The sequence below is a fragment of the Janibacter sp. CX7 genome (assembly GCF_024362365.1).
GTDB lineage: Bacteria > Actinomycetota > Actinomycetes > Actinomycetales > Dermatophilaceae > Janibacter.
In genome coordinates this window covers 1,639,517-1,660,104 of sequence record NZ_CP101464.1, presented here as the reverse complement: position 1 = coordinate 1,660,104, position 20,588 = coordinate 1,639,517, and the positions used below count along the sequence as shown (strand labels likewise).

Genomic DNA, 20,588 nt, shown 5'->3' with positions numbered 1-20,588 from the left:
CACCCTACGACGCGTAATCTTGGCGCCTGTGAGCACCGAGCCCGCCGCCCTGCCCGCCGCCGTCCTGTGGGACATGGACGGCACCCTCGTCGACACCGAGCCCTACTGGATCACCGCCGAGCACGAGCTCGTCGAGGAGTTCGGCGGTACGTGGACCCACGAGCTGGCCGTCCAGCTCGTCGGCAACCCGCTCCTCGTCTCCGCGCAGTTCATCCTCGACAACTCGCCCGTCGACCTGCCCGCCGAGGAGGTCGTCCACCGGCTGCAGTCCCGGGTCGTCGAGCAGATCGCCCAGGAGGTGCCGTGGCGCCCCGGCGCACGTGAGCTGCTCGCCGCGTGCCGTGAGCTCGACATCCCGCAGGCGCTCGTGACGATGTCGTGGACCGACCTCGCCGGTGCCGTCGTCGAGGCCACCGAGTCGGGCTCCTTCGGCCTCATGGTCACCGGTGACCTCGTGACCCACGGCAAGCCGCACCCCGAGCCCTATGCCACCGCTGCGGAGAAGCTCGGCGTGCACCCGGCAGCCTGCATCGCCATCGAGGACTCGCCGACCGGCGTGCGCTCCGCGACGGCTGCCGGCGTGCCGACGCTCGCCGTGCCGCACATCGTCGAGATCCCGGACATCCCGGGCTCGGTCCGCGTCGACACGCTCGCCGGGCTCACCCCCTTCGACCTGGTGCCGCTGGCACTGGGGGAGGTCGCGCGGCCCTAGGGTCGCGCGGCGTCCGTGGTCTCCTCCGTCGCACGCGAAGGGGGGAGAGGCGGCGGTGTCCCGCCGAAGGCCGGGCACAGCGCCTTGAAGTCGCACCAGCTGCACAGCCGCGACGGGTTGGGCCGGAAGTCGCCGGTGGCCGTGGCCTGCTCGATCGCCTGCCACACGGCGCGCACGTTGCGCTCCAGGGCCAGCAGGTCGGCCTCGTCGGGGACGTAGCGGATGACCTGGCCGTCGCGCAGGTAGACGAGCTGGAGCAGGTCCGGCACCCGTCCCGTGGTGCGCCAGTGCACGAGGCCGTAGAACTTCATCTGGAAGAGCGCCTTGCCCTCGAAGCGCTCGGAGGGGGAGCGGCCGGTCTTGTAGTCGACGATGCGCACCTCGCCCGTCGGCGCCACGTCGACCCGGTCGATGATGCCGCGCAGGGTCAGCCCGTCCACCTCGACCTCGACCTTGACCTCACGTCGAGACGGCTCGAGCCTCGAGGGGTCCTCGAGGGTGAACCACCGCTCGACGAGCTTCGCCGCCTCGGCGAACCACGACTCCTCGGTGAGGGCTGCATCGTCGAGGATCATCTGGGCGAGCTCGGGCCGGTCGTCGACGAGCGCCTGCCACCGGCCAGGCAGCAGCCCGACAGCAGCCTCCGGGGTGCGCTCGGCCGCGGGCAGGTCGAAGAGCTCCTCGAGCACGGCGTGCACGAGGGTGCCCCTGGCCGCCGCCGGTGACGGCGCCTCGTCGAGCCGGTCGATCGAGCGGAAGCGGTAGAGCAGCGGGCACTGCTTGAAGTCGGCCGCCCGCGACGGCGAGATGCTCGGGGTCACTCCGGCGCGTAGCCGAGGTTGGGCCCGAGCCAGCGCTCGGCCTCGGCCAGGGTCCAGCCCTTGCGCTCGGCGTAGCTCTCGACCTGGTCCTTGCCCAGCCGGCCCACGACGAAGTACTGGCTGTCGGGGTGGCCGAAGTACCAGCCGGACACCGAGGCGCCGGGCCACATCGCCATGCCCTCGGTGAGCTCGATGCCGATCTCGTCGACGTCGAGCAGCTTCCACAGCGTCTGCTTCTCGGTGTGGTCGGGGCAGGCCGGGTAGCCGGGTGCGGGTCGGATGCCCGCGTACTGCTCCTTGATGAGCTGACGGTTGTCGAGCTGCTCGTCGGGGGCATAGCCCCAGATCTCGGTGCGGATCCGCTCGTGCATGCGCTCGGCGAAGGCCTCGGCGAAGCGGTCGGCGAGCGCCTCGAGGAGGATCGCGTTGTAGTCGTCGTTGTCGGCCTTGAACTGCGCGATGCGCTCCTGCACGCCGATGCCGCCGGTCACCGCGAAGGCGCCGACCCAGTCCTTGATGCCCGTGTCCCGGGGGGCGACGAAGTCTGCGAGCGACCGGTTGGGCACGCCCGCACGGTGCTGGCCCTGCTGGCGCAGCATGTGCAGGGTGTGCGCGACCTGCGAGCGCGACTCGTCGGAGTAGATCTCGATGTCGTCACCGACGGCGTTGGCGGGGAAGAGCCCGATGACCCCCTTCGCCGTCAGCCAGCGCTCCTCGATGATCCGGTCGAGCATCGCCTGCGCCTCGTCGTAGAGCTTGCGCGCGACCTCGCCCGTCGCCGGGCTGTTGAGGATGTCGGGGAAGGACCCCTTGAGCTCCCAGGCGTTGAAGAAGGGCTGCCAGTCGAAGTACTCGCGCAGCTCGGCGAGGTCGTAGTCGACGAAGACCTGCCGGGTCGGGCTCACGCCCGACAGGTGCGGCTGCTCGGCCGACCAGTCGACGGGCGTGCGCGCCTCGAGGGCCTCCTCGTAGGACAGCAGCGGTCGGTCGCCCTGCTTGTTGGCGTGCCGCCGACGCAGGGCCTCGTAGTCGGCCGAGACCTCCTCGAGGAGCTGGGGCTTCGCCGTCGGGCTGAGCAGCTGGCTGACCACCGGGACCGAGCGCGAGGCGTCCTTGACCCACACGACCGGCCCGTCGTACTGCTGGTCGACCTTGACGGCCGTGTGGGCGCGCGAGGTCGTCGCACCGCCGAGCAGCAGTGGGATGTCGAAGCCCTGGCGCTGCATCTCCGAGGCGACGCCGACCATCTCGTCCAGCGACGGCGTGATCAGGCCCGACAGGCCGATGACGTCGGCGTCGTGCTCCTTGGCCGTCTCGAGGATCTTCTGCGTCGGCACCATGACCCCGAGGTCGATGACGTCGTAGTTGTTGCACTGCAGCACGACGCCGACGATGTTCTTGCCGATGTCGTGGACGTCGCCCTTGACCGTTGCCATGACGATCAGTCCCTTGGAGCGGCTGGCGTCGCCGGGCTTCTTGGCGGCCTCGATGAAGGGGATGAGGTGGGCGACGGCCTTCTTCATCACCCGGGCCGACTTCACGACCTGCGGGAGGAACATCTTGCCCTCGCCGAAGAGGTCTCCGACGACCCCCATGCCGTCCATGAGCGGCCCTTCGATGACCTCGAGCGGCTCGCCGCCGGCCTCGTCGATCTCGACGCGCAGGGCCTCGGTGTCGTCGACGACGTGGGTGTCGATGCCCTTGACCAGTGCGTGCGTGATCCGCTCGCGAAGGGGGAGCTCGCGCCACTCCTCGGTCGCGGCCTCCGCGACGGCACCACTGCCACGGTGCTCCTCGGCGATCTCGAGCAGGCGCTCGGTGGAGTCCTCGCGCCGGTTGAGCACGACGTCCTCGATCCGCTCGCGCAGCTGCGGGTCGAGCGTGTCGTAGGGGACGAGGGCGCCGGCGTTGACGATGCCCATGTCCATGCCCGCCTCGATGGCGTGGTAGAGGAAGACGGCGTGGATCGCCTCGCGCACGGGGTTGTTGCCGCGGAAGCTGAAGGAGACGTTGGAGACGCCACCGGAGACGAGCGCGTGCGGCAGGTTGTCCTTGATCCAGCGGGTCGCCTCGATGAAGTCGGTGCCGTACTCGGCGTGCTCCTCGATGCCCGTCGCCAGGGCGAAGATGTTGGGGTCGAAGACGATGTCCTCGGCGGGGAAGCCGACCTCCTCGGTGAGGATCGTGTAGGCCCGCTGGGCGATCTCCTTGCGCCGCTCGAGGTTGTCGGCCTGCCCCTCCTCGTCGAAGCCCATGACGACGATCGCGGCGCCGTACTTGCGGCACAGCCGGGCCTGCTCGACGAAGGGCTCGACGCCCTCCTTCATCGAGATCGAGTTGACGATCGGCTTGCCCTGGGTGCGCTGCAGGCCGGTCTCGATGACGTGCCACTTCGACGAGTCGATCATCAGCGGCACGCGCGAGATGTCCGGCTCGGAGCCGACGAGGTTGACGAAGGTGCCCATGGCGGCCTCGCCGTCGAGCATGCCCTCGTCCATGTTGATGTCGATGACCTGGGCGCCGCTCTCGACCTGCTGCTGCGCGACCGCGAGCGCGGCCGGGTAGTCATCGGCCTCGATGAGCTTGCGGAACTTCGCCGAGCCGGTGACGTTGGTCCGCTCGCCGACGTTGACGAAGAGGCTGTCGGCGGTGACGTTGAAAGCCTCGAGGCCCGACAGGCGCAGGGCCGGCTCGACCTCGACCGGGACGTGCGGGGGAGCGGCGGCCGCTCCCTTCGCGATGGCGGCGATGTGCTCGGGGCTGGAGCCGCAGCACCCGCCCAGCAGGTTGACCAGCCCGGAGGTCGCGAACTCGGCGACGAGCCCGGCCATGTACTCCGGGTCCTGGTCGTACTCGCCGAAGGCATTGGGCAGCCCGGCGTTGGGGTAGGCCGAGATGTAGGTGTCGGCGACGCGGCCGAGCTCGACGACGTACTGGCGCAGCTCCTCGGCACCGAGCGCGCAGTTGAGCCCGACGGCGAGGGGCTGGGCGTGGCGCACGGAGTTCCAGAAGGCCTCGGTCGTCTGCCCGGTGAGGGTCCGGCCGGAGGCATCGGTGATCGTGCCCGAGATGATGACCGGCCAGCGCCGCCCGTGCTCCTCGAAGAGCGTCTCGAGGGCGAAGATCGCGGCCTTGGCGTTGAGCGTGTCGAAGATCGTCTCGACGATGAGCAGGTCGACCCCGCCCTCGACGAGGCCGCGGGCCTGCTCGAGGTAGGCGTCGACGAGCTCGGTGAAGGTGACATTGCGCTTGCCGGGGTCGTTGACGTCCGGCGAGATCGACGCGGTGCGGTTCGTCGGGCCGAGCGCACCCATGACCCAGCGCGGCCGCGACGGGTCCTTGGCGGTGAACTCGTCGGCGGCCAGACGGGCCAGCCGCGCAGCCTCGACGTTGATCTCCCGGGAGAGGTCCTCCATGCCGTAGTCGGCCATCGAGATCCGCTGCGCGTTGAAGGTGTTGGTCTCGATGAGGTCGGCACCGGCCTCGAGGTACTGCCGGTGCAGCTCGGTGATGAGCTCGGGCTGGGTGAGCACCAGCAGGTCGTTGTTGCCCTGCAGGTCGCTGCCCCAGTCGGCGAAGCGCTCCCCGCGGAAGTCCGCCTCCGACAGCCCCTGCCGCTGGATCATCGTCCCCATCGCCCCGTCCATGATCAGGACACGCTGGGCCAGCGTCTCCTTCAGCTCGGCGGTGGCGTCGGGGCGAAGGGCGGTGTCGGTCACCTGGTCGATCCTTGTGCACAGGGGGCGGTGGACCACTCATTATCCCCATTCACCCGCCTCGCCTAGGGTCGTGTCCATGGCGGCGCCCCTCGACGACACTCCCCGCGGCATCCGCCTGGCGACGATCGGCGGCGTGCCGGTCTTCCTCGGCTGGTCCTGGCTCCTCATGGGCGGGCTGATCCTCCTGCTCATCGGCCCCTCGGCCGCCCGCGTGCACGGCCCCGCGGTGGGCTACGGCGTCGCCGCCGTCTACGCCCTGGCCCTCCTGCTGAGCGTCCTCGCCCACGAGGCGGCGCACGCCGTCATGGCCCGCACCTTCGGCCACACCGTGCACCGGGTCGTCGCCGACCTCTGGGGCGGGCACACGACCTTCGAGGCGACGCGCGGCACGCCGGCGACGATGGCGGCCATCGCGATCGTCGGTCCGCTGACCAATGCGCTCCTCGGCATCGTCTGCTTCCTGCTGGCCGCGACGCTCGGCGACGGTCTCGTCGCCTCGGTGCTCGGCGGCATCGCCTTCGTCAACGGTGCGCTCGCGGTGCTCAACATGCTGCCCGGCCTCCCGCTCGACGGCGGTCAGGTCGTCGAGTCCCTCGTCTGGGGCGTGACGGGCGACCAGGGCCGGGCCCGGGTGGCCGCCGGCGTCCTCGGCCGGGTCCTCGTCGTCGCCATCGTCGTGGGGGTCGTGGTCCTGCCGCTGCTTCGTGGCCAGCAGCCCCAGCTGTCGACGATGGTCTGGACGATGTTCATCGCGGCCTTCCTGTGGTCGGGCGCCTCCTCGGCCATCGCCCACGGTCGGGCGATGGGCCAGCTCGGCCGGCTCGACGTGCCGAGCCTCGTCGAGCCGGCGGCGCCCATCGGGCTCGACGCGCCCGTGGCGGAGCTGACCTCCCTTCGCGCCCTGCCGGTGGTCGTGGCGGCCGACGGCAGCCCCGTCGGTCTCGTGGACCACGACGCCCTGCGGGCCGTCCCGCCGACCGCGGTGGGCACGACCCCCGTCTCCGCCGTCGTGGCCCGCGCCCCGCAGGGGTGGGCCGTCGAGCTGACGCCCGGCCACGAGGCCACCGACCTCGTCCGTGGCTTCCAGGAGTCGCGTTCGCGGATCGTCGCGGTGAGCGAAGGGGGAGTGCTGCGGGGCATCGTGCGGGTCGAGCGGGTCAACGCAGCCCTGGCGCGCAACTAGACTCGCCCACCATGACCGCCACCGGATCCGCCTACCGTCGCGGCCCCTTCCGTGAGGGTGACCGCGTGCAGCTGACCGACCCCAAGGGGCGGATGCACACGATCACCCTGACGCCGGGCAAGCAGTTCCACACCCACCGAGGGCACGTCAAGCACGACGACCTCATCGGCGCCCCCGACGGGTCGACGATCACCAACACGGCCGGCACCGAGTACCTCGTGCTGCGGCCGCTGCTCTCCGACTACGTCATGTCGATGCCGCGCGGCGCCGCCGTCGTCTACCCCAAGGACGCGGGCCAGATCGTGGCGATGGCCGACGTCTTCCCGGGCGCCACGGTCGTCGAGGCCGGAGTCGGCTCCGGGGCCCTGTCGATGTCGCTCCTGCGCGCGGTCGGCGACACCGGTCGGGTCCTGTCCTTCGAGCGCCGCGCCGACTTCGCCGAGATCGCGACGGCGAATGCCCGCGCCTTCTTCGGCGAGGACCACCCGGCGTGGACCGTGTCCGTCGGCGACCTCGTCGAGTCGCTGCCCGGGGCGGTCGAGCCCGGCACCGTCGACCGAGTCGTCCTCGACATGCTCGCCCCGTGGGAGTGCCTCGAGGTCGTCGCCGAGGCGCTCGCGCCCGGTGGTGTGCTCATCTGCTACGTCGCCACGGCCACCCAGCTGAGCAAGGTCGCCGAGGCGATGCGCGACTTCGGCACCTTCACCGAGCCCGAGGCGTGGGAGTCGCTCGTGCGCGGCTGGCACCTCGAGGGTCTCGCCGTGCGCCCGCAGCACCGCATGCACGGGCACACCGGATTTCTCATCACGACCCGCCGGCTCGCCCCGGGCGTCACCCCGCCGATGCGCAAGCGTCGCCCGGGCAAGGGCTACGCCGCCCAGGAGGGCGACGAGAGCACGGCTCCGGCCGAGGTGCCACCGGGCGCCGACGACGCCGAGTGGACCTCCGAGGCCCTCGGGGAGCGGGTCGCGTCGGAGAAGAAGATGCGCAAGCTCGCCCGAGGCGTGGTCCCCCCGACGCCGCGATAGGGCGAAGGGGGAGACTGGAGGCAGCCGACACCCCGGCCCGAAGGGAGCACGACGATGACGACCGAGCCCACGCCCCAGGACGTGCGGGCCCTGCAGGACAAGCTGACCCAGCAGAAGTCGCAGATGGCGACCGTCGCCTCGCAGAACGAGCGCCTCGTGCGCACGCTCAAGGACGCGCGCCAGCAGATCGTCACCCTCCGGGAGGAGATCGAGCGGCTGGCCCAGCCCCCTTCGTCCTATGCCGTGGTCATCGACGTCAACGACGACGGGACCGCCGACGTCCTCTCCGGCGGCCGCAAGATGCACGTCGCCGTCTCGCCGGCGGTCGAGACCGGTGAGCTCGGGGTGGGTCGTGAGGTGCGGCTCAACGAGGCGATGAACATCGTGTCGGTGCACCCCGAGGACGTCGCCGGCGAGGTCGTCGTCGTCAAGGAGGTCCTCGACGACGACCGCCTCCTCGTGCTCATGCGCCAGGACGAGGAGCGAGTCGTGCGCAGCGGCGGCCGGGTGACCGGCAAGCAGGTGCGCGTCGGCGACGCCGTGCTCGTCGACCAGCGCAGCAACATCGCCGTCGAGCGGATCCCGCGGGCCGAGGTCGCCGACCTCGTCCTCGAGGAGGTGCCCGACCTCGACTACGACGACATCGGTGGCCTCAGCACGCAGATCGAGGCGATCCGCGATGCCGTCGAGCTGCCCTACCTGCACGCCGAGCTCTACGAGCGCCACCAGCTCAAGGCGCCCAAGGGCGTGCTCCTCTACGGCCCGCCCGGCAACGGCAAGACGATGATCGCCAAGGCGGTCGCGGCCTCGCTGGCGCGCAAGGTCGCCGAGCGGACCGGGCAGGACAGCGCGACGGCCTACTTCCTCAACATCAAGGGCCCGGAGCTGCTCAACAAGTACGTCGGCGAGACCGAGCGGCACATCCGGCTGATCTTCCACCGCGCTCGGGAGAAGTCGAGCGACGGCACCCCCGTCGTCGTCTTCTTCGACGAGATGGACAGCCTCTTCCGCACCCGTGGCTCCGGCGTCTCCTCCGACGTCGAGACGACGATCGTCCCGCAGCTGCTCGCGGAGATCGACGGTGTCGAGGGCCTGGACAACGTCATCGTCATCGGCGCGACCAACCGCGAGGACATGATCGACCCGGCGATCCTGCGTCCCGGGCGCCTCGACGTGAAGATCAAGATCGAGCGACCCGACGCCGAGGGTGCCCGCGACATCTTCAGCAAGTACCTCACCGCCGAGCTGCCCCTGCACCCCGAGGACCTCGAGGAGCACGACGGCGACCGGCAGGCCACCGTCGAGGGGATGATCGAGGCGGTCGTCGAGCGGATGTACGCCGAGAGCGACGACAACCAGTTCCTCGAGGTGACCTACCAGGGCGGCGACAAGGAGATCCTCTACTTCAAGGACTTCAACTCCGGCGCGATGATCCAGAACATCGTCGACCGGGCCAAGAAGGCCGCGATCAAGGACCTCATCACGACCGGCGCCGAGGGCCTGCGGGTCGGCCACCTGCTCGACGCGTGCATCGCGGAGTTCAAGGAGAACGAGGACCTGCCCAACACGACCAACCCCGACGACTGGGCGCGCATCTCGGGCAAGAAGGGCGAGCGGATCGTCTACATCCGCACGCTCATCGGCGGCAAGTCCGGTGGCGCGGAGCCCGGCCGCTCGATCGACACCGGCACGCGCACCGGGCAGTACCTCTAGGCGCGGCCTGCCGCGCTCACGGCCGGCCTCACAGGACGACGACGAGGCCGGCAGCGATGGCCAGCGTGAGCGCGAGTCCGCAGGCGCCCGCGAGCGTGCCGAGCGCGATCCCGCCGAGCCGCGGCAGCCACGACCGCTGCACGGCGACGACGACGACGAGCACTGCGAGCAGGAGCGTCCCGACGGCGACCGGTGTCGCGAGGAAGGCGGCGAAGACCAGCGTGTCCTTCGGCGTGAGGGTGCACCCGAAGCCGAGCCCCTCGCACTGACCGCCGGCGTTGGCGTCGGGTGCGACGACCCAGGCGACGCCCCAGCACGCGATGGCGAGCAGCAGCCAGACGCCGAGAGTCACCACCGCGCGGCGACCGCGGTGCGGCGCAGGGGGAGGGGTCATGCCGGCCGTGTCAGGCGATCACACTCACGGCGAGCCACATGAGCGTGACGGTCGCGGCCACCGTGGCGACGCCGACGAGGCTCGACACGTTGCCCAGCGCGCAGGCGCTGCGCCCCGGCAGGGCTCGCGCATGCGCCCCGCCCAGCGCGACCGCGAGCCCGACGACGAGCGCGGGCACGAGGAAGGGAGCGGCCACGACCAGGAAGTACGGGAGGAGGTAGCCGATCCCCCCGCCGATCTCGGGGGGCAGCAGCCGCGCCGCCACGACGGGCAGGATGATGGGTGTCACGAAGAGCCAGGCCACGACGGCCGCCGAGGCCCCGGCGGCACGGAGGCATCGAGAGCCCTGCGTGGTGGTGTCCATGAGGTCAGACTAGTCCTGCGGCCGAGGGTCCTCGGGCGTGCGCGGCTGGCGGATGTCCAGCTCCTCGGCGACCCGGTCCCGGTCGCCGGGCGGGACGACGCCGCGGCCGCGTGTGCGGTCGGACGGACCGTGCAGGTCCTCGAGGCCGAGCGGGTCACCCACGCGGGTGTGCTCGACCGGCGGGCGGCCACGTCCCCGGCGCGGGTCGCTCGTCGGCTCCGGGCGCCGACGGTCCAGGAACCACAGCACCAGGCGCCACCCGACGAGCGTGACGCCGAGGAAGATCGTGGCCACGATGACGAAGGGCAGGGCCGTGCCCTGACCGACCATGTCCCGCAGGGCCATCCCGCCGAAGACCGTGGCGATCCAGACGGTCAGGCCGTGCCACCAGCGGGTCGGCCAGGTCTGGCTCGACAGGGCCACGACGGCCCAGCCGAGAGCCAGGCCCACGAGGAAGGGCCAGGCGGTGCTCCACCAGCCGGCCGGATCGAGCGGCTCGGCGTGGGTACGCCGGCCGATGAGGGTGAAGACCGCGACGACGAGCACGTCGAGACCGGCCGCGAGGGCGGTCCGCCGACCGGGGGACATCAGGGCCTCGTCGCGCTCACGCACCGCGACCGCCCTCGACGAGGTGGCGTCGGATCTCGGTGACGAGCTCGTGGCGTGCCTGCGCCCCGCTGCGTGCCACCCCGGGGAAGCTCGCGAAGCCGTGGGGCAGCCCGAGGTAGTTGGTGACCCGCACCTCGACGCCCGCGGCTCGTAGCGCCTCGGCGTAGCGGAGCCCGTCGTCGCGGATCGGGTCGAGGTCGGCCGTCTGCACCAGCGCCGGGGCGACCCCGGCGGCGTCGCCGAAGAGCGGGGAGACGACCGGGTCGGCGTAGTCGATCGCGTCGTCGGCCTCGCCGATGTAGAGCGAGCGGAAGGCGATGATCTTGGCCTCGGTGAGGATCGCCCCCTCGGAGTGCTCGCGGATCGAGGGCGAGGCCATCGTCAGGTCGGTGGCCGGGTAGATCAGTGCCTGGTGACGGATGACCGGCTCGCCCGCGGCCGTCCGCAGGTCCCGCAGCTGCTGGGCGACGATCGCCGACAGGTTGCCGCCGGCGGAGTCGCCGCACAGGCCGATGCGGTCGCGGTCGCTCCCGTGGTCGGCGCGCTCGTGGAGCCACCTGACGACGTCGATCGCGTCGTGGGTCGCCGTCGGGGCCCGGTGCTCGGGCGCCATGCGGTAGTCGACGCTCACGACGACGGCGTCGAGCTCGGCCGCCAGGTGGGCGCACAGCGGGTCGTACATCCGCGTCGACCCCTGCACCCAGCCACCACCGTGGAGGTAGACGAGGAGGGGGCGGTCCTCCCTTCGTCCGTCTGGCGTGTACCAGCGAAGGGGGATGCTCGCGCCATCGCGCACCGGTGCGCTGCCGTCGTCGATCGTCACGTCCGCGGGGACGCGCCCGGTGATCCACGAGAAGGGGGCGGACGTCGGGTAGACCTTGGCGCGGGCCGCCCGGATGTCCTCGAGCGTCGCGTCGACGATCGAGACCCGACCGATGTTGTCGAGGAAGGTCGTCAGGGTCGCGACGAGCGGCGGCAGGCCGGGGTAGGGGCGCTTCACGGGTGCTCCTCGTGCAGGTGGTGGGCGATCTCCCCGATGAGCTCTTCGAGGGCCGGTGCGGCGGCCGGGGCCAGCCCCGGGAAGGTCTGGTAGCCGTGCGGCGCCCCGCGGTAGGTCGTGTGGCGGACCTCGACCCCGGCCTCCCGCAACGCCTGCGCGTAGGCATCACCGTCAGGACGAAGGGGGTCGACCTCCGCCGTCTGCACGAGCGCCGGCGGCAGGCCGGCGAGATCGCCGAAGGCGGGGGAGACGATCGGGTCGCGGTCGTCGCCCTCCTCGCCGAGGTAGAGACTGCGGAAGGACCGCAGCATGTCGGGCGTGAGCACGGGGTAGCGCTGCGTGAGCAGCTGGAGGTCCTCGGTCTCGCGGTCGGAGAGGTCCGGCGCGGGGTAGACGAGCGCTTGGTGCCGCAGGCCGGCGAAGCCCTCGTCGCGCAGCGTCTGCGCCACGACGGCGGCGAGGTTGCCGCCGGCCGAGTCGCCCGTGACCCCGAGGGCATCGGTGCGTGCCCCGATCTCGGCCGCGTGCTCGATGGCCCAGCGGGTGGCGTCGAGGCAGTCGTGGGCGGCGAGGGGAGCGCGGTGCTCGGGGGCCATGCGGTAGGCGACGGTCACGACGACGACCTGCGCCTGCGCGGCGATCTGCGTGCACAGCGGGTCGTAGACACCCATGTGGCCGAGGACGAAGCCCCCGCCGTGGAAGTGCATGAGCAGCGGGAGCGGCCCGTCGGCCTCGGGGCGGTGGACCCGGACCTTGATCTCGTGGCCGTCGCGGACGGTGATCCGCTGCGTCTGCGAGGTCACGTCGCGCTCGGGGCGGCCGAAGAACCACGTGTACGGCGCGCGCATCGGGATGTTGGCGCGCATCCGCGACAGCTGGGCGGCCGTCATCTCCTCGGCGGGCACGCCCTTGCGGGTCAGCCACCCCAGCACCCGCGTCCGCCACGGCATCCACGTCGAAGTCACGGGCTCATTCCAACACGGCCCACTGGGTCTCGAGGCTCCTTCGTCGCACCTCGACCACCGGGGGTGGCCGTCCTCGACGTCGAAACTCGCTGGTGCACCGCCGGCCGCTGCACGAGCATGGCCGTCATGGAGCTGGCGACCCCGACCCTGCTGACCGAGCGGCTGCGGCTGCGTCCGGTGGAGGACGAGGACGCCGGCTTCCTCTGGGAGCTGATGTCCTCCCCCTTCGTCCTGCGCTACTGGGACGAGCCGCCGTGGAGCGATCCGTCGCGGGCCCAGGGGTTCGTCGACCGGTCCCGCAGGGCTGCGGCCGAAGGGAGCGGTGCGCGGGTGATGGTGGAGAGGGTGGCGGACGGTGCCCGCCTGGGGTGGTGCGGGCTGAGCAGCTGGGACCCGACCTTCCGCAGCGCGGAGCTGACCCTGTGCTTCGGGGAGACGTCCTGGGGGCACGGCCACGCGACCGAGGCAGCAGCGGCCCTGCTCGACTGGGCCTACGACGCCCTCGACCTCAACCGGGTCCAGGCCATGGCGGACACGCGCAACATCGCCTGCGGGCGGGTCCTGCACAAGCTGGGCTTCGTCCACGAGGGCACGCTCCGGGAGGACTGCGTCGTCGACGGTGTCGTCTCCGACTCCTGGGTCTTCGGGCTGCTCGCGAGGGACCGCACCTAGGGTGGGCCCATGAGCGTGCGGCGGGTCATGGGCATCGAGACGGAGTACGGCATCGCGGTGCCGGGGCAGCCCTGGGCCAACCCCATGACCGCCTCCGGTGTCGTCGTCACGACCTATGCGCGGGCGCACGGGCTGCGGGCCGGGCACGGCGCGTGGGACTACAGCGACGAGCACCCGCTCGTCGACGCGCGCGGCTTCGAGCTGCCGCGGGCGCGGGCCGACATCTCCCAGCTCACCGATGCCGAGGACCCGACCCTGGCCAATGTCGTCCTGGCCAACGGCGCTCGCCTCTACGTCGACCACGCCCACCCCGAGTACTCCTCGCCCGAGGTGACCTCGCCGCGGGATGCCGTCGTGTGGGATCGGGCGGGCGGGCTCGTCATGCGCGAGGTCGTCGAGCGCCTCGCCGACACCCCGCCGGGGATCACGCTCTACAAGAACAACACCGACGGCAAGGGCGCGTCCTACGGCACCCACGAGAACTACCTCGTGGAGCGGTCCGTCCCCTTCGACCGGATCGTGTCGGGGCTGACGCCCTTCTTCGTCGCCCGGCAGGTGGTGTGCGGCGCCGGCCGGGTCGGCATCGGCCCGGAGAGCGAGCGCACCGGCTACCAGATCTCCTCCCGCAGCGACTTCTTCGAGGCCGAGGTCGGCCTCGAGACGACCTTCAAGCGGCCGATCATCAACACCCGCGACGAGCCCCATGCCGACCCCGACCGGTGGCGCCGGTTGCACGTGATCATCGGCGACGCGACCCACGCGGACGTGGCCAACCTCGTCAAGGTCGGCTCGACCTCCCTCGTCCTGCGCCTCGTCGAGGCCGGTGCGCTCGACCGCGACCTCGCGCTGCTGCACCCGGTGACGGCGCTGCGCACGATCTCGCACGACCCGTCCTGCCGGGCCACCGTGCCCCTGCGCGACGGTCGGGAGCTCACGGCCGTGCAGATCCTCACCGAGTACCTCGAGATGGCGAGCGCCTTCGTCGAGCGCGAAGGGAGTGACCCCGCCACCGACGAGGTCCTGCACCACTGGGAGCGACTCGTCGGTCTGCTGGCCGGCGACCCGATGGACGCCGCCCGCGACATCGACTGGGTCGCGAAGCTCGCTCTGCTGCAGCGTTATCGGGAGCGTGACGGGATGGACTGGGGCGATGCCCGACTGAGCGCCATCGACTTCCAGTGGTCCGACGTGCGGCAGGACAAGGGCATCTTCCACAAGCTCGAGACGGCCGGGCGGATCACCCGCCTGACGACCGACGAGGAGGTCCGTGCCGCGGTGGGGGAGCCGCCCGCCGACACCCGCGCCTGGCTGCGTGGGCGCGTCGTCGAGCACTTCGGCGACGCGGTGGTGTCCGCGTCGTGGGACTCCCTCGTGCTGCGGATGCCCCGCGCGGGCCGCATCGCGCGGGTCCCGCTCACCGACCCGCTCGCCCACGGGCGCGACGCCGTCGAGGAGCTCGTGTCGAGGGGTGACGTCGACGACCTCGTGGCGGGTCTCGGGGCATAGGCTCGGAGCACGACCCGACGCGACAGGAGCACACGATGGCGCAGGAGCAGATCCGACCCCGGTCCAGCGGTGGGGGCGACGACGCCCAGCCCGATGACGGATTCGGCCAGGTGAGCGCGACCAACGCGGCGCGGGACGAGGACATCGACTCCGTGCTCGACGAGATCGACGGCGTCCTGGAGTCCAACGCCGAGGAGTTCGTCAAGGGCTTCGTGCAGAAGGGCGGCCAGTGAGCCGCGACCCCGCGCAGGGCCGCCTGCCCGCCGCCTTCCTCGCGGCCGGCGGGTCGTCCTTCACGGAGTTCGTGGCCCGGCACGACCCGCAGCTGCTGCCCGGTGGCCGGGCCGCGGGGCCGGTCGGAGGCCACCCGATCGAGACGCCCCACGCGACGACGATCGTCACCCTGACCTGCGCCGACGGCCTCGTCATGGCGGGGGACCGTCGCGCCACGCTCGGCAGCCTCATCGCCAACCGCGACATGCGCAAGGTCTTCGCCGCCGACGAGCACTCGCTCGTCGGCATCGCCGGAGCGGCAGGCGTGGCGATCGAGATGGTCCGCCTCTTCCAGGTCGAGCTCGAGCACTACGAAAAGATCGAGGGCGTCGTCATGTCCCTCGAGGGCAAGGCCAACCGGCTCGCCGCGATGCTGCGTGGCAACCTCGGCCTGGCCATGCAGGGCCTGTCGGTCGTGCCCGTCCTCGGTGGCTTCGACCCCGGCCGGGGGCAGGGGCGGATCTTCTCCTACGACGTGACCGGTGGCTGCTACGAGGAGCAGGAGCACCACAGCGTCGGCTCCGGCTCGCTCTTCGCCCGGGGTGCGCTCAAGAAGCTGTGGCGCCCGGGGCTCGACCGTGAGGCCGCCGTGCGCGTGGCCCTCGAGGCCCTCTACGACGCGGCCGACGACGACTCCGCGACGGGCGGGCCCGACGTCCACCGCCGCATCTGGCCGGTCGTCGGCGTCGCCGACGCCGCCGGGGTGACCTTCGTCGACGAGGCCGACAGCGAGCGACTCGTCGAGGCGATCCTCGCCGACCGCCGTGGTGAGGCAGGCACCCGATGAGCCAACCCCCCTTCTACGTCTCGCCCGAGCAGGTCATGGCCGACCGGGCCGACTTCGCCCGGGCCGGCATCGCCCGCGGCCGCTCGGTCTGCGTGCTCGGCTACGACGAGGGCATCCTCCTCGTCGCCGACAACCCGAGCAGCCGCTCACTCAACAAGATCAGCGAGATCTACGACCGCATCGCCTTCGCGGCGGTCGGGAAGTACAACGAGTTCGAGAACCTGCGGGTCGCCGGCATCCGCTACGCCGACCTGCGCGGCTACTCCTACGACCGATCCGACGTCACCGCACGGGCGCTCGCCAATGCCTATGCCCAGACGCTCGGCACCGTCTTCACCCAGGACCAGAAGCCCTACGAGGTCGAGATCGTCGTCGCCGAGGTCGGGCGGCTGCTCGCCGACGACCGCATCTACCGGCTGACCTACGACGGCTCCGTCACCGACGAGCGCGGCTGGGTCGCCATCGGCGGCGACAGCGACCGGCTCAACGACGAGCTCGGCTCCCGCTGGGTGCCGGGCATGGACCTGCACGACGCCTTCGACCTCGCCCGTGACGTGCTGTCGCTGCGGGACGAAGGGGGCGACCCGGTCGCCCCCGAGGGGCTCGAGATCGCCGTGCTGGAGCGCGGCAGGTCGCGACGCTGCTTCCGCCGGGTGAGCGCCCCCCTTCGCACCGAGGGCTAGCCTGCAGACGTGGAGCGACGCATCTTTGGGATCGAGACCGAGTTCGGCATCACGGCCGTCTCCGACGGCCAGCGACGGCTGACGCCCGACGAGGTGGCGCGCTACCTCTTCCGCAAGGTGGTCACGTGGGGCCGCTCGAGCAATGTCTTCCTGCCCAACGGCTCCCGGCTCTACCTCGACGTCGGCAGCCACCCCGAGTACGCGACCGCCGAGTGCGACGACCTGCTGACCCTCATCGCCCACGACCGGGCGGGGGAGCGGATCGTCCAGGACCTCGTCGTCGACGCCCAGGGGCGGCTGGGCGAGGACGGCGTGGCCGGTGAGATCTTCGTCTTCAAGAACAACGTCGACTCGGCCGGCAGCTCCTACGGCTGCCACGAGAACTTCCTCGTGGCCCGCACGTCCAACTTCGCCGCGGTGACCGACGGGCTGCTGCCCTTCCTCATCACCCGGCAGCTCATCGCCGGGACGGGCAAGCTCATGTCGACGGGGCGGACGACGGAGTTCTCCGTCAGCCAGCGCGCCGACCACATCTGGGAGGGCGTCTCGTCCGCGACGACCCGCTCGCGCCCGATCATCAACACCCGCGACGAACCCCATGCCGACGCCGAGCACTACCGGCGGATGCACGTCATCGTCGGCGACTCGACGATGACCGAGACGACGACGCTGCTCAAGGTGGGCTCGGCGCACCTCGTGCTGCGCATGCTCGAGGACGGCGTCGCGCTGCCGGACATGACCCTCGACAACCCGATCCGGGCGATCCGCGACATCAGCCTCGACCGCCACGGCCGCACCCCGGTCAAGCTCGCCGACGGCCGACGGATGAGCGCCCTCGAGATCCAGGGCGAGTACCTCGCCCGGGCGCAGGACTACGCGCAGCGCGAGGGCATCGACGACCCGGTGAGCCTGCAGGTGCTCGACCTCTGGGAGCGCACCCTCGCCGCCGTCGAGAGCGACGACCTGGCGCAGGTCGGCACCGAGATCGACTGGGTCGTCAAGTACCGCCTGCTCGACGCCTACGCCGCCAAGCACGGTCTGGACATCGCCGACCCGCGGCTCGCCCAGATCGACCTCGCCTACCACGACATCGACCCCGACCGGGGGATCCACCACGTGCTGCAGCGCGCGGGCAAGGTCGCTCGCGTCGTCTCCGACGACGACATCGCGCGTGCGGTCGACCTGCCGCCGCAGACGACCCGGGCGAAGCTGCGCGGTGACTTCGTGCGGACTGCCCGGGAGCACGGACGCGACGTGACGGTCGACTGGGTCCACCTGAAGATCAACGACGAGGCCCAGCGCACCGTCCTGTGCAAGGACCCCTTCGCCGCGGTCGACGCGCGGGTCGACACGCTGATCGACCTGCTGACCTCGCGCGGTACCCCCGCGCGGCCCTGAGCGCCACGCGGGGTGCGGTCGGGTCAGCGAGCGCACAGGGAGCGTGGTTAGGGTGAGCCCGATCGTTGTCCCCGAAGCATTGAGGTAGATCGTGCCGAAGGCCCCCCGCCTGACCACTGCCCTCGCGGCGTCCGCCGCCGCCGTCCTCGCCCTGAGCGCCTGCGGAGGCGACTCCAGCGGTGACGCCGAGAGCGACGCGTCGAAGTCCTCGTCCAAGGCCTCCGGCGACGACGCGAAGGACTCCAAGGACGTCACCCTCGCCGAGCCCAAGCCGGCCGACGCCAAGGCCGTCGAGGCCATCGCGGTCACCGAGGCGAAGGGCAAGAAGGGCCCGTCGATCAAGCTCGACGACTCGCCGGTCAAGGTCTCGGAGACCACGCGCGACATCCGCACCGAGGGCAAGGGCGAGGACCTCGCCGACGACGCCTACGCCGAGGTCGACCTCGCGATGTTCTCCGGCAAGGACGGCAAGGCCATCGAGGGCTCCGAGACCTACACGAGCTCGCCGATCGTCCTCGACCTGGGCAATGCCCAGGCCCTGCCCGGCCTGATCAAGGCGATCAAGGACCAGAAGATCGGCAGCAGCGGCGTCGCCGTCATGCCGCCCAAGGACCTCTTCGGCTCCAAGGGCATGCCCGAGTACGGCGTCGACGGCAAGGACAGCCTCGTGCTCGTCTACGACGTGCGCGGCCAGCTGCCGGAAAAGGTCGAGGGCAAGCAGAAGAGGCTCGGCAAGGACATGCCGGAGGTGAAGTACAACGACGGCAAGCCCGCGGACATCACCATCCCCAAGGGCGCGACGAAGCCGAAGAAGCTCGTCACCGAGACCCTCATCGAGGGCAAGGGCAAGACGATCAAGAAGGGCGACACGGTCTACGTCAGCTACACCGGCGTCACCTGGGACGACGGCAAGGTCTTCGACTCCTCGCTCAAGGACGGCCGCGGGCCCTTCTCCTTCCCGGTCGGTGGCCAGCAGGTCATCCCCGCCTGGGACAAGGCCGTCGAGGGCGCCAAGGTCGGCGACCGACTCCTCATCGTCGCCCCGCCGAAGGAGGCCTACGGCTCGCAGGCCCAGGGCCCGATCAAGGCCAACTCCACGCTCGTCTTCACCGTCGACGTCCTCGGCGCCCCCTGATCTCCACCCCCTGATCCCCGCCACCCACGACAAGGAGCCCACATGCCCTTCGACCCCAGCACCACCAAGCCCGAGATCGACTTCCCCGAGGGCGACGCCCCCACCGAGCTCGTCGTCGAGGACATCACCGTCGGCGACGGCGCCGAGGTGACCGCCGGGTCCCCGATCCAGGCGCACTACGTCGGTGTCGCCTTCTCCACGGGCGAGGAATTCGACGCCTCGTGGAACCGTGGCGCCCCGCTCGCCTTCACCGCCGGCATCGGCCAGGTCATCCAGGGCTGGGACCAGGGGCTGCTCGGCATGAAGGAAGGTGGCCGTCGCAAGATCGTCATCCCGCCGCACCTCGGCTACGGCGACCGCGGCGCCGGCGCCGCGATCAAGGGCGGCGAGACCCTGATCTTCGTCGTCGACCTGGTGAAGGTCGGCTGACGCCCCCTTCGCCCGCAGCAGGCTCCCATAACCCTGCAGGACCCTAGGGTCCTGCAGGGTTATGGTCGTCGTGGAGCAGGGCGGCGGCGTGGCGGCCGGCGAGGGCGGCCGTGACGAAGGGGGTGGGGTCGGCCTCGACGGACCGGCCCATCGTCGAGAGGGGCACCGGGCTCGCCGCGAGGTCGTCGGTGGCATCCGTGCTCGCCAGCGGCACGACCCGGGGTGACCCGGCCGAGGCCGCGACCGCGGTCTCGACCTGCTCGCGGACGCGCGGCCACGGGTCGGTCGCGTCGTCGGGCACGACGACGTCGGCGCTGCCGAGCAGCACGCGCGACAGGACGGTCGTCGTGTGGTGCGAGAGCCCGAGGTGCCGCTCCCTGGCGTCGCTCGCGGACACCCGGGGCACGGCGATGGCGCGGCCCCGCAGCACGTGCACGGCGTTGAGGACGTCGCCGGTCGCCAGGCCCGACCACCCCCAGGTCGTCGACGAGCCGGCATTGCCCGGCCCCTGCGCGACGACCACGACGTCGCAGCCGAGGACGTGCCGCGCGGCGAGCAGCGCGGAGTGGACGGTGATCGCCTCGTGCTCCGCGCCGAAGGCCTGCCCCGCCGAGATGGTCGTGTCGAGCCACCCGGCGTCGACGAGGACGGCGACGAGGTCCGACTGGGCGAAGGGGAGCGCTGCCGTGTCGGTCATGACGTAGCCGACCCGCGCCTGCGGGCGGGCGGCGCGCAGCCCCGCGAGGACCGCCGGCAGGGCGGAGTGCAGCTCCGCGACGACGACCGGCATCCCCTGGAGGTCACCGGCGGCGACGGCCGGGTGCTCGCGCATCGCCTCGTGGTGCGGTGACTCCTGCTCCTCGAGCGCGAGGACCATCTGCTGCAGGGGTGTGTAGCGCGCCTTGACGATGTGGCCGGGCCCGTCGGCGGGGTCCGCCGGGAGGCGGCTGGCGTCGGCGACGACGAGGGCGTGCCCACCGGTGCCCAGCCCACGGCGCAGGGCGGAGACGTTGAGCAGGACGGTGTCGCCGACCTCGGGGCTGCCTACGACCTCGGGCAGGGCCAGCGCGGGCGTGGCGACCCCGTCGACGTCGACGACCAGGCGCACCGCGCCACGCCGGGCGCGGCCGATCTCGCGGACCGTGCCGCTGCGCCAGTGGATCATGTGCGGCAGGTTAGCCTCAGGACGACGAAGGG

Annotated in this window: 20 protein-coding genes; 12 read left to right on the top strand and 8 right to left on the bottom strand. The window is 71.6% G+C overall.

The window, feature by feature from the left end; all coding sequences use genetic code 11:
• Positions 1-28: 28 nt before the first annotated feature.
• Positions 29-712 carry an HAD family phosphatase gene (locus NMQ01_RS08115; protein ID WP_255183448.1) on the top strand — a complete coding sequence of 228 codons (684 nt, stop codon included), beginning with the start codon at positions 29-31 and terminating at the stop codon, positions 710-712.
• On the opposite strand, the gene NMQ01_RS08110 is transcribed toward NMQ01_RS08115, so the two are convergent.
• On the bottom strand, positions 709-1,533 hold the full coding sequence (locus NMQ01_RS08110) for a PD-(D/E)XK nuclease family protein (protein WP_255183447.1): 825 nt from the start codon (positions 1,531-1,533) through the stop codon (positions 709-711). The two genes, NMQ01_RS08115 and NMQ01_RS08110, sit on opposite strands and share 4 nt — an antisense overlap.
• Positions 1,530-5,252: a methionine synthase gene (metH, locus tag NMQ01_RS08105; RefSeq protein ID WP_255183446.1), complete on the bottom strand. Its 3,723-nt coding sequence runs from the start codon at positions 5,250-5,252 to the stop codon at positions 1,530-1,532. The genes NMQ01_RS08110 and metH overlap by 4 nt, the downstream gene beginning before the upstream one ends.
• A gap of 76 nt (positions 5,253-5,328) precedes the next feature.
• Here metH and NMQ01_RS08100 point away from each other — a divergent pair, with 76 nt between their 5' ends.
• From NMQ01_RS08100 to arc, 3 genes are read left to right on the top strand one after another with little or no spacing between them, the layout of a single operon-like run.
• Positions 5,329-6,435, top strand: coding sequence for a site-2 protease family protein (locus NMQ01_RS08100; protein ID WP_255183445.1), 1,107 nt, complete (start codon positions 5,329-5,331; stop codon positions 6,433-6,435).
• A gap of 11 nt (positions 6,436-6,446) precedes the next feature.
• Positions 6,447-7,463, top strand: a complete 1,017-nt coding sequence (locus NMQ01_RS08095; protein ID WP_255183444.1) for a tRNA (adenine-N1)-methyltransferase — start codon at positions 6,447-6,449, stop codon at positions 7,461-7,463.
• A 54-nt stretch (positions 7,464-7,517) separates the two neighbouring features.
• Positions 7,518-9,176, top strand: a complete 1,659-nt coding sequence (gene arc, locus NMQ01_RS08090) for a proteasome ATPase (RefSeq protein WP_255183443.1) — start codon at positions 7,518-7,520, stop codon at positions 9,174-9,176.
• Positions 9,177-9,204: 28 nt separating this feature from the next.
• Here the strand turns inward: arc and NMQ01_RS08085 are convergent, their stop codons facing one another.
• From NMQ01_RS08085 to NMQ01_RS08065, 5 genes are read right to left on the bottom strand one after another with little or no spacing between them, the layout of a single operon-like run.
• Entirely contained in the window at positions 9,205-9,570 is a 366-nt protein-coding gene (locus NMQ01_RS08085; RefSeq protein WP_255183442.1) for a hypothetical protein, read from the bottom strand.
• Positions 9,571-9,580: 10 nt separating this feature from the next.
• Positions 9,581-9,934, bottom strand: a complete 354-nt coding sequence (locus NMQ01_RS08080; protein WP_255183441.1) for a hypothetical protein — start codon at positions 9,932-9,934, stop codon at positions 9,581-9,583.
• Between the two features lie 9 nt (positions 9,935-9,943).
• Entirely contained in the window at positions 9,944-10,546 is a 603-nt protein-coding gene (locus NMQ01_RS08075; RefSeq protein WP_255183440.1) for a DUF3054 domain-containing protein, read from the bottom strand.
• Entirely contained in the window at positions 10,539-11,543 is a 1,005-nt protein-coding gene (locus NMQ01_RS08070) for an alpha/beta hydrolase (protein WP_255183439.1), read from the bottom strand. Before NMQ01_RS08070 ends, NMQ01_RS08075 begins: the two co-directional genes overlap by 8 nt.
• Positions 11,540-12,508 (bottom strand): alpha/beta hydrolase, encoded by a 969-nt coding sequence (locus NMQ01_RS08065; RefSeq protein ID WP_255183438.1) that lies wholly within the window; start codon positions 12,506-12,508, stop codon positions 11,540-11,542. The genes NMQ01_RS08070 and NMQ01_RS08065 overlap by 4 nt, the downstream gene beginning before the upstream one ends.
• 63 nt (positions 12,509-12,571) lie before the next feature.
• Here NMQ01_RS08065 and NMQ01_RS08060 point away from each other — a divergent pair, with 63 nt between their 5' ends.
• The 8 genes from NMQ01_RS08060 to NMQ01_RS08025 all read left to right on the top strand — a co-directional run bounded on the left by NMQ01_RS08060 (position 12,572) and on the right by NMQ01_RS08025 (position 19,391).
• On the top strand, positions 12,572-13,180 hold the full coding sequence (locus tag NMQ01_RS08060; protein ID WP_255183437.1) for a GNAT family N-acetyltransferase: 609 nt from the start codon (positions 12,572-12,574) through the stop codon (positions 13,178-13,180).
• 9 nt (positions 13,181-13,189) lie between these two features.
• Positions 13,190-14,686, top strand: a complete 1,497-nt coding sequence (gene dop, locus NMQ01_RS08055; RefSeq protein ID WP_255183436.1) for a depupylase/deamidase Dop — start codon at positions 13,190-13,192, stop codon at positions 14,684-14,686.
• Between the two features lie 35 nt (positions 14,687-14,721).
• Entirely contained in the window at positions 14,722-14,919 is a 198-nt protein-coding gene (locus NMQ01_RS08050) for a ubiquitin-like protein Pup (RefSeq protein WP_255183435.1), read from the top strand.
• Entirely contained in the window at positions 14,916-15,746 is an 831-nt protein-coding gene (gene prcB, locus NMQ01_RS08045; RefSeq protein WP_255183434.1) for a proteasome subunit beta, read from the top strand. Before NMQ01_RS08050 ends, prcB begins: the two co-directional genes overlap by 4 nt.
• Positions 15,743-16,429, top strand: coding sequence for a proteasome subunit alpha (gene prcA / locus NMQ01_RS08040; RefSeq protein ID WP_255183433.1), 687 nt, complete (start codon positions 15,743-15,745; stop codon positions 16,427-16,429). The genes prcB and prcA overlap by 4 nt, the downstream gene beginning before the upstream one ends.
• A gap of 9 nt (positions 16,430-16,438) precedes the next feature.
• Positions 16,439-17,827 (top strand): Pup--protein ligase, encoded by a 1,389-nt coding sequence (pafA, locus tag NMQ01_RS08035; RefSeq protein ID WP_255183432.1) that lies wholly within the window; start codon positions 16,439-16,441, stop codon positions 17,825-17,827.
• Between the two features lie 91 nt (positions 17,828-17,918).
• Positions 17,919-18,962: an FKBP-type peptidyl-prolyl cis-trans isomerase gene (locus tag NMQ01_RS08030; protein WP_255183431.1), complete on the top strand. Its 1,044-nt coding sequence runs from the start codon at positions 17,919-17,921 to the stop codon at positions 18,960-18,962.
• Between the two features lie 42 nt (positions 18,963-19,004).
• Positions 19,005-19,391 (top strand): FKBP-type peptidyl-prolyl cis-trans isomerase, encoded by a 387-nt coding sequence (locus NMQ01_RS08025; protein ID WP_255183430.1) that lies wholly within the window; start codon positions 19,005-19,007, stop codon positions 19,389-19,391.
• 43 nt (positions 19,392-19,434) lie between these two features.
• On the opposite strand, the gene NMQ01_RS08020 is transcribed toward NMQ01_RS08025, so the two are convergent.
• A complete protein-coding gene (locus NMQ01_RS08020) occupies positions 19,435-20,556 on the bottom strand; it encodes a DUF3866 family protein (RefSeq protein WP_255183429.1) in 1,122 nt (373 codons plus the stop codon).
• Positions 20,557-20,588: the final 32 nt, after the last annotated feature.

Coding starts and splice junctions, on each gene's coding strand:
- arc (WP_255183443.1), top strand. CDS start 7,518: ATGACGACCGAGCCCACGCCCCAGGACGTGCGGGCCCTGCAGGACAAG.
- NMQ01_RS08020 (WP_255183429.1), bottom strand. CDS start 20,556: ATGATCCACTGGCGCAGCGGCACGGTCCGCGAGATCGGCCGCGCCCGG.
- dop (WP_255183436.1), top strand. CDS start 13,190: ATGAGCGTGCGGCGGGTCATGGGCATCGAGACGGAGTACGGCATCGCG.
- NMQ01_RS08085 (WP_255183442.1), bottom strand. CDS start 9,570: ATGACCCCTCCCCCTGCGCCGCACCGCGGTCGCCGCGCGGTGGTGACT.
- NMQ01_RS08095 (WP_255183444.1), top strand. CDS start 6,447: ATGACCGCCACCGGATCCGCCTACCGTCGCGGCCCCTTCCGTGAGGGT.
- prcA (WP_255183433.1), top strand. CDS start 15,743: ATGAGCCAACCCCCCTTCTACGTCTCGCCCGAGCAGGTCATGGCCGAC.
- NMQ01_RS08100 (WP_255183445.1), top strand. CDS start 5,329: ATGGCGGCGCCCCTCGACGACACTCCCCGCGGCATCCGCCTGGCGACG.
- NMQ01_RS08080 (WP_255183441.1), bottom strand. CDS start 9,934: ATGGACACCACCACGCAGGGCTCTCGATGCCTCCGTGCCGCCGGGGCC.
- NMQ01_RS08050 (WP_255183435.1), top strand. CDS start 14,722: ATGGCGCAGGAGCAGATCCGACCCCGGTCCAGCGGTGGGGGCGACGAC.
- NMQ01_RS08025 (WP_255183430.1), top strand. CDS start 19,005: ATGCCCTTCGACCCCAGCACCACCAAGCCCGAGATCGACTTCCCCGAG.